16 protein-coding genes are annotated in these 16,775 nt (G+C 47.3%); 3 read left to right on the top strand and 13 right to left on the bottom strand.

Annotated elements, in window-relative coordinates; all coding sequences use genetic code 11:
- Positions 1-38: 38 nt before the first annotated feature.
- The 8 genes from rsfS to C1H71_RS10690 all read right to left on the bottom strand — a co-directional run bounded on the left by rsfS (position 39) and on the right by C1H71_RS10690 (position 7,109).
- On the bottom strand, positions 39-410 hold the full coding sequence (rsfS, locus tag C1H71_RS10655) for a ribosome silencing factor (protein WP_374704435.1): 372 nt from the start codon (positions 408-410) through the stop codon (positions 39-41).
- Between the two features lie 51 nt (positions 411-461).
- Complete coding sequence (gene nadD / locus C1H71_RS10660; protein WP_188053200.1) at positions 462-1,088, bottom strand: nicotinate-nucleotide adenylyltransferase; 627 nt, start codon at positions 1,086-1,088, stop codon at positions 462-464.
- On the bottom strand, positions 1,088-2,338 hold the full coding sequence (locus C1H71_RS10665; RefSeq protein WP_130106535.1) for a glutamate-5-semialdehyde dehydrogenase: 1,251 nt from the start codon (positions 2,336-2,338) through the stop codon (positions 1,088-1,090). The genes nadD and C1H71_RS10665 overlap by 1 nt, the downstream gene beginning before the upstream one ends.
- A gap of 33 nt (positions 2,339-2,371) precedes the next feature.
- Positions 2,372-3,139: a trypsin-like serine peptidase gene (locus tag C1H71_RS10670; protein WP_130106536.1), complete on the bottom strand. Its 768-nt coding sequence runs from the start codon at positions 3,137-3,139 to the stop codon at positions 2,372-2,374.
- A 185-nt stretch (positions 3,140-3,324) separates the two neighbouring features.
- A complete protein-coding gene (locus tag C1H71_RS10675) occupies positions 3,325-4,098 on the bottom strand; it encodes a histone (protein ID WP_130106537.1) in 774 nt (257 codons plus the stop codon).
- 324 nt (positions 4,099-4,422) lie between these two features.
- The gene (locus tag C1H71_RS10680; RefSeq protein ID WP_130106538.1) at positions 4,423-5,733 is read right to left on the bottom strand and encodes an ATP-binding protein; all 1,311 of its coding nucleotides are present in this window, start codon (positions 5,731-5,733) and stop codon (positions 4,423-4,425) included.
- A 204-nt stretch (positions 5,734-5,937) separates the two neighbouring features.
- The gene (gene rstA, locus C1H71_RS10685) at positions 5,938-6,663 is read right to left on the bottom strand and encodes a two-component system response regulator RstA (protein ID WP_130106539.1); all 726 of its coding nucleotides are present in this window, start codon (positions 6,661-6,663) and stop codon (positions 5,938-5,940) included.
- 200 nt (positions 6,664-6,863) lie between these two features.
- The gene (locus C1H71_RS10690) at positions 6,864-7,109 is read right to left on the bottom strand and encodes a YfhL family 4Fe-4S dicluster ferredoxin (RefSeq protein ID WP_046350522.1); all 246 of its coding nucleotides are present in this window, start codon (positions 7,107-7,109) and stop codon (positions 6,864-6,866) included.
- A gap of 273 nt (positions 7,110-7,382) precedes the next feature.
- Here C1H71_RS10690 and C1H71_RS10695 point away from each other — a divergent pair, with 273 nt between their 5' ends.
- Positions 7,383-7,784: a YidB family protein gene (locus tag C1H71_RS10695; RefSeq protein ID WP_130106540.1), complete on the top strand. Its 402-nt coding sequence runs from the start codon at positions 7,383-7,385 to the stop codon at positions 7,782-7,784.
- A 50-nt stretch (positions 7,785-7,834) separates the two neighbouring features.
- On the opposite strand, the gene C1H71_RS10700 is transcribed toward C1H71_RS10695, so the two are convergent.
- The 5 genes from C1H71_RS10700 to C1H71_RS10720 form a co-directional block, all read right to left on the bottom strand.
- Complete coding sequence (locus C1H71_RS10700) at positions 7,835-9,160, bottom strand: NAD(P)/FAD-dependent oxidoreductase (protein WP_262488267.1); 1,326 nt, start codon at positions 9,158-9,160, stop codon at positions 7,835-7,837.
- The gene (locus C1H71_RS10705; protein WP_130106542.1) at positions 9,157-10,116 is read right to left on the bottom strand and encodes a lysylphosphatidylglycerol synthase transmembrane domain-containing protein; all 960 of its coding nucleotides are present in this window, start codon (positions 10,114-10,116) and stop codon (positions 9,157-9,159) included. Before C1H71_RS10705 ends, C1H71_RS10700 begins: the two co-directional genes overlap by 4 nt.
- A gap of 333 nt (positions 10,117-10,449) precedes the next feature.
- Positions 10,450-11,421 carry a glycosyltransferase family 2 protein gene (locus C1H71_RS10710; RefSeq protein ID WP_130106543.1) on the bottom strand — a complete coding sequence of 324 codons (972 nt, stop codon included), beginning with the start codon at positions 11,419-11,421 and terminating at the stop codon, positions 10,450-10,452.
- Positions 11,422-11,510: 89 nt separating this feature from the next.
- On the bottom strand, positions 11,511-13,520 hold the full coding sequence (locus C1H71_RS10715) for a DUF2298 domain-containing protein (protein WP_130106544.1): 2,010 nt from the start codon (positions 13,518-13,520) through the stop codon (positions 11,511-11,513).
- Between the two features lie 173 nt (positions 13,521-13,693).
- The gene (locus C1H71_RS10720; protein WP_262488268.1) at positions 13,694-14,530 is read right to left on the bottom strand and encodes an AraC family transcriptional regulator; all 837 of its coding nucleotides are present in this window, start codon (positions 14,528-14,530) and stop codon (positions 13,694-13,696) included.
- An 81-nt stretch (positions 14,531-14,611) separates the two neighbouring features.
- Between C1H71_RS10720 and C1H71_RS10725 the strand changes: the two genes are divergently transcribed.
- Together C1H71_RS10725 and C1H71_RS10730 are read left to right on the top strand one after the other, a co-directional pair.
- Entirely contained in the window at positions 14,612-15,493 is an 882-nt protein-coding gene (locus tag C1H71_RS10725) for a DMT family transporter (RefSeq protein ID WP_130106545.1), read from the top strand.
- Between the two features lie 175 nt (positions 15,494-15,668).
- The gene (locus tag C1H71_RS10730) at positions 15,669-16,763 is read left to right on the top strand and encodes a collagen-binding domain-containing protein (RefSeq protein ID WP_130106546.1); all 1,095 of its coding nucleotides are present in this window, start codon (positions 15,669-15,671) and stop codon (positions 16,761-16,763) included.
- Positions 16,764-16,775 lie beyond the last annotated feature (12 nt).

Below are 16,775 nucleotides of genomic sequence, written 5' to 3' on the forward strand. Positions count from 1 at the left end.
AGCCTCCCTTTTTTATCTTGGCCGCAAGAAAAATGCTATTACACCGCACTCCAAGGTTTGCCTAATGGGCTAAATGTTGGTTTTTGACCGCCCCAAAGCTGTTCTAGATCGTAGTAATCGCGTACTGGCGGTAACATCACGTGTACCACCAATGAGCCTGCATCAACCAAGACCCACTCACCTGATTCATGGCCTTCAGTGCTCATGATGTCATAGCCTTTTGCTTTCAAATCAACGGCAACATTATTAGCCAGGGCTCGAACTTGGCGGTTCGAGTCACCCGTACACACAATCATGCAGTCAAATAGATCGGTGAGTTCAGTGGTGTCAAGGTCAACAATATCTTTACCCTTGATGTCTTCTAGTGCAGTCATCGCAATTGCGCGCATTTGCATTGTGTATTCGTTCATTGCCATTGTTGTCTTTTTCCAAAGTAATAAATTTAAAACTGTAAAGCAGTGCTAGGTGCTTCTAGAGTAGACGCCCGACTGCTGCAAAGTTGCGGCAATTGGGCTAAGTTCGCTTACATCTTCACCGTGAGCCAGTTTTTCACGTAATTGCGTGGAAGATACTGACAGCAGTGGGAGTGGTAAAACGCTGATTTTACCCCGAGCCAAGCTCTCCGGGGATGCTGGTACATTTCGTTTGGCCAATTCACTGCTGATGAGCTCAGGAAATTGACTAAACATGGGGCGGTTGGCCACTACTAAATGCCCCACTTCTAACAACTCTTGCCATCGATACCAGCTTGGCAGATGGGCTAATGAATCGCCACCGATCAGCCAGACTAATAGGCTATGCGGTTGTTCTTGTTGTATCTCTGTCAGTGTATCAAAGGTATAACTGACACCCTTACCCCGTACTTCTCTATCGTCACTTATCAGGTTTTGCTCAGTGGCTAAAGCAAGATTGAGCCATTCCAAACGCTGGGTGGGCGTGGCTTGGGGGGCGGGTCGGTGTGGGGGTACACCCGTTGGAATCAGGCGTACTTCGCTTAAGGCAAAGGTATCTCGCAGTGAGCGGGCCAGTGCCAGATGCCCAAAATGCACAGGGTTAAATGTGCCACCATAGATACCTAATGCGTGCATTAGCGACGGATTTCGCCGTTGCCAAATACAATCCATTTTTCGCTGGTTAAACCATTAAGTCCAACTGGGCCACGGGCATGGATTTTATCTGTTGAGATGCCAATTTCTGCACCTAAACCATATTCAAAGCCATCAGCAAAGCGGGTAGAGGCATTAACCATCACGCTGGATGAGTCTACTTCACGCAAAAACTGCCGTGATTTTGTGTAGTTTTCGGTGACAATCGCATCGGTATGATGGCTGCCCCAAGTATTGATATGCTCAATCGCTTCGTCTAAATCGCTGACAATCTTGATTGCTAAAATGGGCGCTAAGTATTCTGTAGCCCAGTCTTCTTCCGTGGCGGCATTAGTATGTGGCAGTACGGCAAGAGTTTTGGCGCAGCCGCGCAGCTCCACGCCTTTGGCGGCGTAGATAGCGGCCAGCGGTGGCAAAATCAGTTCGGCGACAGTTTCGTGCACCAGTAGTGTTTCCATGGTATTGCAGGTGCCGTAACGATGCGTTTTTGCGTTATCGCTAATGGCAATCGCTTTCACCGGATCGGCTTCGTCGTCGATATAAACGTGGCAAATACCGTCTAAGTGCTTGATGACGGGCACACGGGCATCGGCGGCGATTCTGGCGGTCAGGCTTTTGCCGCCACGCGGCACAATCACATCTACAAATTTACACATGGTGATGAGCTCGCCCACTGCTGCGCGATCGGGTGTTTCAATAATTTGTACGGCGGTGGCGGGTAGGCCGGCTATTTTTAGTCCTTCGCTTACACAGAGGGCGATGGCTTGGTTGCAATAAAATGCTTCGCGGCCACCGCGTAAAATAGTGGCGTTGCCAGATTTAATACAAAGGCCAGCGGCATCTGCGGTGACATTAGGGCGGGCTTCGTAAATAATACCAATCACACCTAAAGGCACACGCATTTTGCCTAGCTGGATGCCAGATGGGCGAAACTTGAAATCTCCCATTTCACCTACAGGGTCTGGCAGGCTAGCGATCTGACGCAGGCCAGCGGCCATGCTTTCAATTGTTTGGGATGTGATCAGTAGGCGATCCAACATGGCAGGCTCTAGCTCATGTGCTTGATCCATATCGCGCTTATTTGCGGCGAGCAGCGTATCTGCATCGCGCAGCAGGGCATCGGCAATGGCATTTAATGCCTGATTTTTGGTCTGCGTGTCCGCTTTTGCCATTAGTCTGCTGGCTGCGCGGGCTTGGCGGCCCACTTGCTGCATATAAGCTTTGATATCCATTTTTCTACCTTTGGGCCTCTTGAGCTGCAATTATCAGGGTTTAGGCGGTAGTTGCAAGACTGTTACACCGACGTTGTCGGCTTTTTTACGATTAAACCAGTCTGGAGCAGAACTTTGCACCGCAATAATCTGCGGGCCGCTGCTGGTATTTAGCCAGATTGGCGAGCCTGAGTCACCAGCCAGCGTGTCGCAACGATGATAAATCGTATTGTTCGGGCGTAAGCGGGTAATTTTGCAGTCTTTATGTGCGGTTAGCTCGGTATCGTGGTCTTCTGCAAAGCCAGCCTGTGTGGCTCGCGATTTTGCGCTGGCAATAAGGGCTTTTAATTGATTTTTTTTGCCATTAAATAGCGGCAGTGGCTCTGGCGCTTTGCCATCCACTAATTTTAGCTTCAACCATGCAATATCGTAGGCCGCAGCGGAGTCCTGAATATAAACGTCATCCCCTTTATAAACTAAGCCCTTTTTAAAGCGTGGGTGAAAATATTGCGCAACAACTTGATAGCGCGCCTGATATTCACCTTTATGAAATCCCGCTTTAAACCAGCGTCCTGCATCCAACTTTTTTGCATCCATTAAGAAACAATGTGCGGCAGTAATCGCTAAATCAGGCGCCACCAGCGTGGCAGTGCAGGTGCTTGCCGAGATGGTTTCTAGTTGGCCAATCGCTGAAAATGGCTGTGCGTAAGGGGCTGCAATAAATACCCTATCATCTTGGCCAAAAAACAAAATTTTGTTTTCTTTACTGGTTTGGGCAAAGACACTAGAGCTGAGGGCAAGAAGAAGGATTGCGTATTTCATATTTTATTTATAAGTTTTGATCGTGCTAAATATTGTAGCTTGGGGCTGCTAGTGCAGGCACAAAAGGATGGTGAAGAATGATTAGGATAAGTTGATGGCATTTAGTTCATTCACTTATGCAAATCATTCTTTTAAAAAAACAAAAACGGGGACCGAGGTCCCCGTTTTTGATACAAAATTTGGTATTACTTAGCAGCAGAAGCGGCAGAAGCAGCAACTTTCTTAGCTTGAACTTTTTGTACTGCAGAAGCAGCAGCAGAAGCGGCTGCTTTCTTAGCTTGCGCTTTTTGTACTGTAGAAGCAGCAGAAGCAGCTACTTTCTTAGCTTGCGCTTTTTGTACTGTAGAAGCAGCAGAAGCAGCTACTTTCTTAGCTTGAGCTTTTTGTACTGTAGAAGCAGCAGAAGCAGCGGCTTTCTTAGCTTGAGCTTTTTGTACTGTAGAAGCAGCAGAAGCAGCGGCTTTCTTAGCTTGAGCTTTTTGTACTGCAGAAGCAGCAGAAGCAGCGGCTTTCTTAGCTTGAGCTTTTTGTACTGTAGAAGCAGCAGAAGCAGCTGCTTTCTTAGCTTGCGCTTTTTGTACTGTAGAAGCAGCAGAAGCGGCTGCTTTCTTAGCTTGCGCTTTTTGTACTGTAGAAGCAGCAGAAGCGGCGGCTTTCTTAGCTTGAGCTTTTTGTACTGTAGAAGCAGCAGAAGCAGCTACTTTCTTAGCTTGAGCTTTTTGTACTGTAGAAGCAGCAGAAGCAGCGGCTTTCTTAGATTGTGCTTTTTGAACTGTAGATGCAGCAGAAGCAGTTACTTTCTTAGCTTGAGCCTTTTGAACTGTAGATGCTGCTGGAGCAGCTTTCTTAGCGTGCTTTTCAACTTTAACTGTCTTAACAGTAGATGCATCAGCAGCAACGCTGAATGTTGTAGCGGAAGCAAAAACTGTAGCGAGCAATACGGCAAGAAGTTTGTTCATTTGATTTAGATCCTGAATTGATTGTTGGGTTGGTCGTGCTATGGAATGGATTATCAACACTTCTTTGCTTAAGTTCGATAAGCACTTGGTAGCAGTCTGTAACGCTATGTACGCTAGCAGCCTGTCGGACTTAAGACTGATCTACTACGGAAAAGCCGGATTTGGCCATATTTCACGTATTTTCTCGTTGAATAGCCAGCTATTCGCCTCAAAACCCCACGAAATCTGTCTCAAACCGGTCTTTCCCTCGCTACGATCGCTTAAGTCCGACAGGCTGCTAGGCTGGTTAAGGCTGAAGAAGTGCCTAAATCGGATGCGTTGCTGCTATTGCACGGAGCGCCCTGCATCTTTTAATGGCGTTGGCCAGCTGAGGGTGACGCGTGCGCCACCTAATGGGCCATCGCTAATGGCTGCCGAGCCTCCATGCCCACGCATAATCATTGAAACAATGGCGAGCCCAAGCCCAAAGCCGCCGGTTTGGCGATTACGGCTGACTTCTAGGCGCTCAAATGGCTGTAGCAGGCGTTGGCGTTCTAATTCGGGAATCCCTTGGCCATTATCATCAATATGCAATTGTGCCCAGCCGTTTTCCCATTGCACGGTCAGAGCAATTTGGGAGCCACCATAACGCCGAGAGTTACTCATTAAATTTGCTAAGGCGCGGGTGAGGTAATGACTATCCGCTTCTAAGTAAGGTGTTTGTCCAGGAAGTAAATTAATCAGCTCAGGAGTGAAGCTGCTTTGGCTACTAAACTCGCTGATTTGTCGCCGTAGCCACGGTAAAATTTCAATCGGCTGGGTTTCTAAATTAAGTTGCGGTTTATCTAAGGTTGACATGGTGAGCCATTCTTCGATTAACTCGTCGATTTGGCCTAGATCGCGCTCTATGGCAATGATTTGCTCGCTGGTAGAGGCGCCACTCTTAATGGCTTCTAAACGATAACGCAGCCTAGCTAAAGGGGTGCGCAGATCGTGTGATACCGCGTCAATTAGCGCCTTGCGGCTGGCGGTCAGTTCTTCTACGTCATGAGCCATGCGATTAAAAGTGACGCCAAGCGAATTCAGCGTCGAGCTTTCATTCAGAGTCACTCGAACGCTAAAATCGCCTTCACCCAGTTGGCGGCTTTGCCGTGCCATATGTTGTAAATCTCGCCAAAGTGGGCGCATCCATAGCCAAGTAGGCAAACCAAGCGCCGCACAGATTAATAGTAGTGCCACCATATCTGACCAAGAAAAATTATTCAGCCGTTGCAAATAAGGCACCGGCCCTAGCACCACCATCAGCTCGGTATGGGGGATGCGGTGTAGATAAACGTCTTGATTTTCTAAGAAAATAATATCGCCATTGATTAAGGCCAGCTGATTGCTTTTGCTGAGGGTATAGGTATTGAGGGTTTCGACTTCTACTGGCAGCGGTAGTTTGTTTTTAAGCCGTTTAACTTCATCGTGCCAAATGGAAGGGGGTAAATCGCCAAGGCTGGATTCAATCACGCTAATGGTGGTTTTAAAAATATCCGATAGATAATGCTGATTGCTGTTTTCAAACAAGTTTTGATAGAGCTCATCAATTACAAAGGATGACGCCAAAAAACAGACCACCACGGTAAGATAAAAGCGTAGAAAGAGTTGGCGCATAGTGGATCGCTTGTCGGGGATGGGGGAGCAGAGGGCGGTTATTTGCTGCTGAGAGAATAGTACGCAAAACTAGTTTTGGCCCGTGAAGATCATGATGTGTTGTTGACGTTGGATTCGCCATTGCGCGAAGCCGTGAATCCAACGTCAACAGACCCTAACGCCGCAATAGGTTAAATGCAATTTTGAGTGCGCTTAACGCTGTGCTTATTCTTGCCACCAGATATCTGTCGCAAATAAATAACCTTTGTGGCGGATGGTTTTGATTTTGCGTGGCTCGTGCGGATCATCATCCAGCTTTTTACGTAAACGCGAGATCGCCACATCAATACTACGATCCATGCCGTCGTATTCAATGCCGCGTAATACTTTTAATAAGTGATCGCGCGATAAAATATCGCCGGCGTGGCTGGCTAATGCCCATAGCAAATCAAAATCACCCGTGGATAAGCCTAGCGCTTCGCCACGATAACTGGCGGTGCGGTTGCGTAAATCGACTAAAAGCTGGCCAAAATTTAGCGTAGAGCGATCTGCCGCTGGCACTGGGCTGGATACAAGCGGCGTGCCGCTGGCCGTTTTACGTAGATGGGCACGTATTCGGGCTAGCAACACCGATGGCGGCGTGGTTTTTACCACGTAGTCAGTCGCGCCGATTTCAAAGCCTAGAATCTGATTCATATCGCTATTGAGCGAAGTGAGTAAAATCACTGGGCCAGTCCAAAACTCGCGGATTTCACGGCATAGCGTTAGGCCATCTTTGCCTGGCAACATAATATCGAGCAAGACCAAGGATGGTGGGTTATTACGCACCGCTTCAATGAGGCTGCTGCCATCTGGTAACACTTCAACAGTAAATTCAAATGAGCGTAAAAAACTTCCAACCAGCTCCGCCAGTTCTGCATCATCTTCAACAAAAAGAATGCGATGGTTCATTATTATTCTCGTGGATTGAATTTGTTACGAAGGGAAAAGCGCTTTGCAGAGTAAAACCAGCCAGTAGCCAAGCATAAAGGGCGTTGGCTAAATGTCAGCGCAGTATGCTACCCGAGTAAAGAGACAAAAGGTTTCCAGCGCGGTTACACCACGGTTGGAGTGCGGTGTTAGGGCCATTTTGTCTCGCTACGTACTGATTTTTATGCGCTGATAATGAGGTACTTTTGATGTAGCTCTTCTTTGGTTTCCTTGTGCTCAGGATCGAGCGGAATACAGTCAACAGGGCATACTTGCTGGCATTGCGGTTCATCGTAGTGCCCTACGCATTCGGTGCAGAGGTTTGGATCAATCACATAGATCTCGTCGCCTTGGCTGATGGCGCTATTCGGGCACTCAGGTTCGCAAACGTCGCAATTGATACATTCATCGGTAATGATTAGAGCCATGACGCAAAATCCAGTGCAATTAAACAGATAGGCAAATTGTCCCATGTTCTGCTATGCCACGACAACGCTACTGTTAAAAAGCTGACGAGGCGTGGCGTGTCTATTTGATTTTTGTGAAATAAAACCTATGGACGGCGATGGATTGCAATAATTATTGATGATAAGCGTGGATAAGATCTGCTAGGGCCTATGATTTTCTTGGTCTAGTCTAAGTCAGTAGCGCGTAATTAGGGCAAAATGCCTTTTCCTTCTTCTTAGCTTGGAGTACACCGTATGGGACTTATCGATCAGTTGGCTGGGCAGTTTTTGGGCGGAAAAGAATTACCCGATGGTTTGGTCCAGTCTTTATCTGGCGTATTAGAGCAGCAAGGCGGTATTTCTGGTTTAGTTGAAAAATTTCAAAACGGTGGGCTCACCGATATCGTGCAGTCTTGGGTAGGTAATGGTGAAAACCTACCTGTAAGTGGCGAGCAAATTCAAGCTGTATTAGGTAGCGATGCCGTTAGTTCTGTAGCGGAAAAACTGGGTGTAGATCCTAGTGATGCCGCCGCCAAGATTTCTGAATACCTGCCACAGCTTATTAATCAACTTACTCCTAATGGTGAAGTGCCAGAAGGAAGCGGCAACCTGCTTTCAGCTGGGCTAGATATGCTGAAAGGCAAGTTGTTTGGTTGAGAGTTGCCAATTAATGCGATTTTAGAAGCCCCTTGCGAGGGGCTTTTTTCTTAGTCGTTAATTAAATCGCTTAAATGCCGTCCCATTCTGCGCCCCTCGCGGATAGCGTAGTTGGTACCGCGGTCTTCAGGGTAGATTTGTGCCATTGAGGCTAAAAATAAACCATGCTGCGGTGATTCGCAGGCGGGAATTAGCTGGCTATAGTGTTTTTCAACGATGGGCTGGGCCCAGCGGGCATGCCAAACATGGTGCTTTTGGATCCAGCTTTCTTCAAATTTAGGAAACATACGGCGTAGGTGAGGCAGGGCAAAGGCCAGCAACTCGTCGTTACTCATTTGGTAAAGCGCGTCGGTATGCGGTAGGTATTTGGATAGATAAACAATGTGCTTGCCATCGTAGCTCTTAGTACTTTGAAAGTTGGTGTGCTCAATGACGCCCACAAAAGGAAAGCTTGGATCGTTTACATTTAACCAGTAGGTATCCGATAGCGAGCGATCTAGCTCTAGCACCAAGCAAACATTGGCAAGATAATTAATACGCCTAAGCTGAGCCAAGTATTCTGGAGATGCCCAAGACTCAATCATTTGCGCCAATAAGGGCAGCGCAGGGGTGGAGACAACTCGATCGGCGAGGATTTCCCCGTTGCTGGTTTTAATCAGCCAGCGGCCATCTTGGGGCTGGATAGATAGCACAGGGGTGCTGGTTTGTATTTCTGCACCACGGCGCTTTATCTTGGCTGCAAGCGCTTCAACGAGGGCAACAAAGCCGCCTTTAAAGTAGGCAAGGCGCTCTTCACCGCCCTTGCCACGGCTGCTGCCCCGCAGTTTGAGCTTATTCCAAAACCACACCGCCGAGATTTGATCCGCCACTGCGCCAAATTTACCGCGTAGTAATGGCTCCCAAACAATCCGGTAAACATTGTCCCCGCCTAATTCTCTTAGCCATTCTGCTGCGGTTTTGTCTTCTAGCTCTTGCCAGTTTTCTACTTTGCGGGCTTTAAGGGCCAGCAGGCCTAGGCGGATGCGATCTGGGAAGGCTAGCGGTTTAAACCTAAGTAAATCCCAAGGCGTAGAGAGCTTGAAAAACTGATTGGCAAAATACATGCCGGTGTTGCTAGGGTTGATTTTTACTTTGTCGCAAAGATTTAGCTCTTTAATGAGCTGCATCACTTCTAAATCATTGGTAAACCAGTGGTGATAAAAGCGGTCTAGTTTTTCGGATTTTTCACCAAGATCAAAGGCCGCCGCCAAACCGCCGATATCCGCTTCAGCCTCTAGGATGATCACATCCACGCCCGCTTTGCTTAATTCATAAGCCGCTGCGAGGCCGGTAAAACCTGCACCAATAATGGCGACTTGGGTGTGCTGAGTCGTCATGCTTTTCTCCGAGAAACAAGTAACCACAACCCGCCAACTAAGGTAGGGGGAAGCCATATCAATAAGTGGACAATAAAGGCAAAGGCGGCGGCGGGCACAGGTTCGTTATGGGTGAGCTTCATGGCGAACACGGCAAAATAATCAAAGGTGCCAACATAGCCAGGCGTGCTAGGAATCAGGGTAGCGAGGGTGGCCAGTGGTAAGGCAAACCAAGCGCCTGCGCTATTCATTAAACCTGGAACGCTTTGCGCTACGCACCAGAAAGTGAGCCCTTCTAGTGACCAAACGATTAGGCTCATGGCAATGAGCGGCAAGATGCGTCGCCCGCCTAAATGAGCGAGTAAGCTAATGGCCCCCGCTACTTCGTCGGCCAAGTGGTTGCCGCTGTGCGGTGCTAATTTATGAATAAGGCGAAGGCAGGCATCGATAAAAAGCTGTAGCCAGCGGGGGAAGGCCAGCAAGATAAAAATCACTGAGGCGAGTAAGACGGCACTGCCCGCACCGAGTTTGCCAAAGGCAGGCAGATTTTCTATGCCAAAAACCCACAGGCCCAAGCCAAGAAACAGCAGTAGGCTGGCTAGATCGAGCAGCCTTTCCACAAATAAAGACGCCAAAACCTGCCCCGGCCCTGTACCTAATTCCTTATTAAAAGCAAACGATCTGGCAAGATCTCCCGCTCGAAATGGTAGTAGATTATTCAGCGCTAGGCTGCTTAAAAAAGGTTGAAGGCAAGCTCGTGGCGTGGCGGCTGGGCTGCTGGTGCGCAGCATGCTGCTCCAACGTGCGGCGCGGCCAAATAAGCCGGTGCAAAAGATCACTAGCGCTAGCAATAGCCACAATGGATTACTGCTACGGATGGCCGAGGCGAGCTGAATCCCGTTGGTTTGCGACAAAATCAGCCCAATTAAGGCAATGGCGATGATCAGGCCAATGATGGTGTGTAGATGTCGTTTCATAGCGTGCTATTCATTTTAATCACTTCTGAAGTTTGCATAGATTGGCAAGGGTAAAGCGCCCTGCCAAACCCAAATGTTGAACTACGGAGTGCACAGAAAACACGGCGTTTTATGGAGAAATCTATAAGGGGCGATCCCTTGCTTTGTTTTTCTCCGTGGTTCAAGGTTGGGGTTTTATTATTTATTGATGTTATGCAGTAAGATCAATCAATACACAGGCTGTGAAAAACGTAAAGAGCACCAACAAAGACCGCATCACCTCCATTCTATTTGTTCTTTTTTGTGCGTTGAGTGTTTTTTGTGTACTCAGTGGTTGTGTATAACATCCGTTATTTATTTTCTATCGACTACGGGGCTGCGCGAGAAGGTGATTTCTTCTTGAAATCCAAAATACTCTTGCACCACATATAAGGGCCTTTGTTTGGATTCTGTATAAATACGGCCGATATACTCTCCTAAAATCCCTACGCAAATCAGCTGCACTCCACCTAAAAATAGCACCGCTATCATTAGCGCAGTCCAGCCCTCTACCCATATATTGGTGAAAATCCGTAAAAATAGGGCGTAGAAAATGCCGATTAAGGCCAGCAAAGAGGTACCCATGCCCATTGCCATGGCGAGCTGCAAAGGTTTGGCAGAGAAAGACATAATGCCGTCGCAGGCAAAACGGGTCATTTTAGACAGTGGGTATTTGCTTTCTCCTGCAAAACGCTTGGCGCGTTGGTAAGGCAGTGCAACTTGCTTAAAGCCCGCCCAGCTCACCATACCGCGTACAAAACGATCCCGCTCGGGCATGGCTTTTAGCGTGTCGACCACGCGGCGGCTCATTAGGCGAAAATCACCAGTATCGAGCGGAATTGGCACATCGGATAGGCGATTGAGCAGGCGGTAAAAGCCTTTGGCGGTGGCGCGTTTAAAGGTAGATTCACCAGGCCTATCAGTGCGCGTGCCGTATACCACATCAAAGCCAGCACGCCATTGTTCAATCATGCCGTGGATGGCTTCGGGCGGGTCTTGTAAATCGGCGTCGATGAGTACCACCGCATCGCCTCGAGCGCAGTCTATACCTGCAGTTACGGCAATTTGATGACCAAAATTACGAGCAAAGCTCACCAGCCGAATGCGTACATCATGGCTGGCGTGTTGTTTTAAGATGCTGCGCGTGGCATCACGGCTGCCATCATCGACAAAAATAAACTCAACGGCGAGCTCATTGAGCTCACGGCTAAAGGCAGACAGCCGTTTGATTGTTTCGGCAATCACGGCTTCTTCGTTGTAACAAGGCACGACAATCGAAAGTAGCATTAGATAATCCTACGTAGGGTGGGCACGTTTTTGTGTCCACGCATCAGTGCGGAGGGGATTACGTGGGCGCAGTGCCTACCCCACAATACTTATTTCCGCTTTACCCAACCCCCCATTTTTTCATCTGGCGTGTCTAGGAAGGGCTGCCAGTAATATTGGCTGGCAATAGATTCATTAATGGCTTGCCAATTCGGCGAGGTGCTTTCTGGCCTGCCCCAGACGACGTATTGTACTTTGTGCTGTAGCAACCAAAGCAGTGGCGCTGGGTGCTTGGCTTGATAAAAGTCTTTGATTTCTTGATTGAGCAGCCACACTTCCTGAGGAGCACCATGCCACAAACTGACGTGATTAGGCCAGCCAAGCAAAGATCTTTGTTGGGAATAAAGGGAGAAAAGTGTTTGGTTAGTGTAAGCATCGTTAAGCCAGTTTTCTAACACAATGCCTTGCGGCGCATGTTTTAAATATTGGACAATGTCTTTAACCGGCGCATCATTGGTAAACCAATGCGTGCCTGCCAGTTTGCCTAAATCCCCTTTAGGAGTGTGCCAAATATATTGCGCGGTATTGATGGCATAGCTGCATGTTAAAAGCAGCACCAGTGCGGCGCTGTTTCTGACCCCGCGACGGGCCGAGCCAAGTGCCATTGCTCCAGCGGCTAACAGGCCTCCGCTCCACATCCAACCCCACCACTTCATCGTGGTATTGGTGCGTTCAAACTTGCCTGCGCTTGGGTCATCTACAAAGATAAACTCACCCAGTAATAGCATGATGGCAAAGGCCATCACTAGTGCTAAGGCGAGGGGGCGCTGGCGCTTTTCAGTGAGAGCTAAACCAAAGAGTGCCAATAAAGGCCAAAGCAGTAAGATAAATTGGGCGATAGGGGTGCGATCAATACGGTGTACTAAGCGGATCGGCGTGCCAATGGCTTGGCTGGCAAAACCGGCTAAAAAAGGGTAAATCAGCAGAAAACCCAGCAAGCCACCTGCAAGAATAGCCTGCCAATCGGGGGGATTCTTGCTGTAATGCCGCCAAGCCGCCCAGCTAAAAAGCAGCACAGCAAGCAGCGGAGTAATCCAAGTATTGGTAATCAGCATCACTGGCAGGGTAAGGGCCAGCAGGCCTTGGGCAAGGCGCGGGTGCAGGATCTCTTGTTCTGAGCGTTTTTGCTCTAGCCACGCAATCAGCGCTAGTGCTAAAAATAGCAGCATAAAGCCACCCAGTGGCGGGTGGTAATCACCAAGGAAAAACTGATAGCCAAAGTTTTCTAGCGGTAAATCGCGCGCTTCAAACTCAGGGTTGGGTTTTGTTTCTGCAGTGAGTAAGGGGAAAAACTGCTGGCCTAGCTCGGTATTCACTCGGGCATCATAACTGCCAATAAAGCGAGCACTGGCCCACATTTGATCGTTGGCTTGCCAGCTAATCGGGTTATCGTTGGCGGGGGTAACAAATAAATTTAATAGCGGTGAAACACCCGTGCCACCAAGCGTTAAAGCTAAAATCAGTAGGAGTTGATGCGCGCGTCCTGCCACAAAGCGTGTGGCGAACTCCCAAGCAAGGCTTAAACTCAGCGCCATTAATAGGGCAAAGGCGATGTTATAGGTAAAACCAATATCCCAGCCAAAAAGCCGTCCCATGAGTGCGGCGGCATAATGCTGAAAGGCGTAATAGAAATCAAAGCGATGACCTGCAAACCAATGATCTGGCGGCGGCAAAATGCTGCCTGAATAATAATTGGCCATAAAATAAAGATCAGTCACTCGTTCCGATGTTGGGTAAATTGCAGGGAATATAAATTTCCAAATCAGCCCATAGGCAAGGGCCATCAAGAAGGCGATTTCAGCCGCTTTAAAACGACAGCTACAAGCTTCTTGTTTAAATAGATATAGGGTAAAGGCAGCAAGGATAGCGGTAATGGGCCATAGGCCATTGAGATTACCAAGACCAATAAAGTGCTCAATAAAAAACATGAGAAGGGTAATGAGCAGCACACCCACACTACGAGCGATGGCATAGGGCATGAAGCGGCCCAAGGCTAAGCTTAGGCTAGCCAAATGCAGCCAAAGCAGCGCAAGGCTGGCGGCGAGGTGGATCATTGTCATTGGTGCGCTTTCCTTTTTTTATTTTTAGGTAATAAGCTAGCCTCTTTTTTATCCTATTTTTACATTAATGACAAATTGTATTGCAGCTTATTTACTGTGATGTGAATTGCATAAACCAAACGAGGATTGAATTGGCTTAATTAAGTAGGTCATATGATTTATCTAACCCAATTTTATAGATGGCTTGCCCCGTGTATTTGTCGCCGATATCGCTCGGGAGAAAAACCAATTAATTGCTTAAACATGGCAATAAAAGCCGATGGCGTGCCATAACCTAAGCGCCATGCAATATCTTGAATCGATTTATCTTCTTTTAGCCATGCCAGGGCTTGCAATAAGCGAATGCGATTGCGGCATTGACCAAAGCTCATGCCCAGCTCTTTTTGAAAGCGCCGCGCTAAGGTGCGCTCGGTGCTGTGCACTTCTTGAGCCCAGCTTGCAAGGCTGCGATCATTATTGGGCTCGGCTTGTAATGTATTTAAGATAGGAAGCAATAGCCGGTCTTGGCTAGAGGGCAGAAAGTTGGCTGCGCGCTCGCATTGGCTTAGCCGAGCAATCAGTAACTCCGCCTGATGATGATCGCTAGCGCTTTGCATGTGGCTGACTTGGCGCTGGCAAAAGTCGTTAATCAGCGCACTAATCAACGGGGTTTGCGCAAGTAGGCAGGTTTCATTGGGCAAGCGTTGGGCTAGCTCCGCCGAAACATAGATCGAGGTGTAATCGAGCGCTTGGCGGACATATGCTGCGTGGGGGGTATTAGCAGGAATCCAAACTAGAAAATTGGCAGGGGAGATCAGCGCTTGCTGCTCAAGCGATATTTCCATAATCCCAAGACTAATCCAGCAAATTTGGCCCCAAGGGTGTTGGTGGCTTATGCATTGTGTGTTGGCCAGCATTTGCTGATAACGAAAATACAGCGGATTAGGTTGTTTTAAGCTTAAATCGGCTTGGCTATAGGGTAAGGACATCGTGATGGCCTTGGGGCAGGGGATTTGTCTGCTTACAGACATGGATTGTCTGTTTTGCCGTATTAGTATAAAAAAAGACAGGCCTATACTAGTGGCTATTCATTTTTTTTGAAAGTCAGTTTTATGCATATATTTTTTCCACTCTTGGCCGTGATGATTTGGGCCACCAATACCGTTGTTTCTAAAGCCGCGGCGGGCGTGCTTGAGCCGGGGGCGATTTCGTTTTATCGCTGGTTTTTAGCGGCTCTTATCCTGACTCCCTTTTGTTTAAAGGCCGTTTGGCAACAACGCCAAGCTATTCGCCCTTATTTGAGTAAGTTTGTAGTGCTTGCGCTGCTTGGCATGGTGCTGTTTCAGTGCATAGCCTATTATGCGGCGCATAGCACAACGGCCACTAATATGGGGGTGATTACCTCTTTGGTGCCGCTGTCATCCTTGTTGCTGAATGCATTTATGACCAAAACGAAGCCAAGTATGGCTGCAAGTTTGGGGATATTTCTTTCACTTTGTGGGGTGCTGTTTTTACTGGGCAAAGGGCATCCTGCCAGTTTGCTGCATAGCGGGATTAATCATGGCGATGCGTTGATGCTGGCAGGCACTGTGGCTTACGCGCTCTATGGTATTTTATTGCGCCGCTGGGCTTTGCCTTTCAAACACTGGCATAGCTTATATATACAAATTGTCTTAGCGGTGCTGATATTGATTCCAGTTGCTTTTAGTACGCAAAGCATGGCGATTCCGGCTGAAGGCGTGGGCTTGGTCTTGTTTGCAGGGATTGCATCTTCTTTGGTTGCTGCATATTGCTGGATGCATGGCGTACATCACTTAGGCGCGGATCGAACGGCCGTATTTATGAATCTACTTCCTTTATTTACGGCTTTGATTGCAATGTTTACCTTAGGCGAGGCGATTCAAATATTTCATCTTCTAGGCGGAGGCTTGGTGCTGCTTGGGGTGATTGTTGCGCAAATGCAATCGTGGAAAAAACTAAGCCAATCTAAATAAGAAAAAGATTATTTGTTGGTTTTTTTTAACAAAAAATTATTCAATTGTCATTAATATTGTTAATAATATGATTGTTTATCTATGGCTAGGTACCTTTTTATAAGTTGTTTTACCTGGTTAAAGCCTTGTTTTTACTTGGGTTGTGGGTAGGAGGAGGGGGAGCTTAGATATTTTTATGCATTTATTCTTTCAAATGTTTGTTTTTTATTTCATAGGGCTTACCCAATTAAAACGCCAGTGTTGGCATGGATTCGCCATAATTCATACTGTATATACAAAAACAGAAGGAGTTATGATGATTTTTCGTTTTACTTTAATTGCTGCGGGTATATTAGCATTTACTCAACCTGCTTCAGCGGCCCTTTCTAATTTAGGAATTGCTAATGATTACAGTGGTTTTTTCTTTTCAAATGTAAATGGTGGTAATGATGTTGAGGGTAAGTTGGCGGTTGGTGGTAATTTAACTGCCGCTACTTTAAATACCATTGGTTTCCGTAATGCTCACGGCACGAAAGGCCCTTCTTTGGTTGTTGCTGGGAATATGGTTGATAAGCAGCTGGATATCTACAATGGCCCAGTAAAGAAGACCGACACCAATAAAAGTTATGGCCCAGATGTGAAACAAGAATTGGGTGCATTAAATGCGGGTTATGGTGTTGTTGGCGGTAAGATTGTTAAGAATAAAGGTTGGGCAGATTTAAAAACAGATATCAGTGTTAAATCAGTCGTTGATTTTGATAAAGCAAAAAAAGAGTTAAGCGCTTTATCTAATGGCCTAGCAAACAGCAAAACCAATGGTCAAGTTATTCATGAAAATGGAGGCTTTACTTTAAAAGGCGATAATAAGTCTTTGCAGCAGGTGTTTAATTTAAAGGCGACTGAGTTTTTAAATTTGAACCTAACAAATATAAAAAAAGACGCTACCGTAATTATTAATTATACCGGCTCCTTTAGTGATATCGTTTTAGCCGGCGGGCAACTGGGCCAGATGGAAGCAATGCGCAGCAATATTTTGTTTAATTTGCCTAATGCTAAAAAGTTATCGGTAAATACCTTTGTTTGGGGCAGTATCTTAGCGCCACAAGCGGCGATTTACGGCACTGCTCACGTTGAAGGCTCTGTGATTGCTCATTCTTTAGAAAGCAATTTAGAGCTTGGCTATGAGCCATTTAAAGGTAATTTAACTAGCCCTGTGCCAGAGCCAGAAACCTATGCTCTGATGGGGATGGGCCTGATTGGTTTGGTTTTGCGTCGTCGTAGTAAAAAATAATTAAGTGCGTAA

This window comes from Iodobacter fluviatilis, assembly GCF_004194535.1.
GTDB lineage: Bacteria > Pseudomonadota > Gammaproteobacteria > Burkholderiales > Chitinibacteraceae > Iodobacter > Iodobacter fluviatilis_A.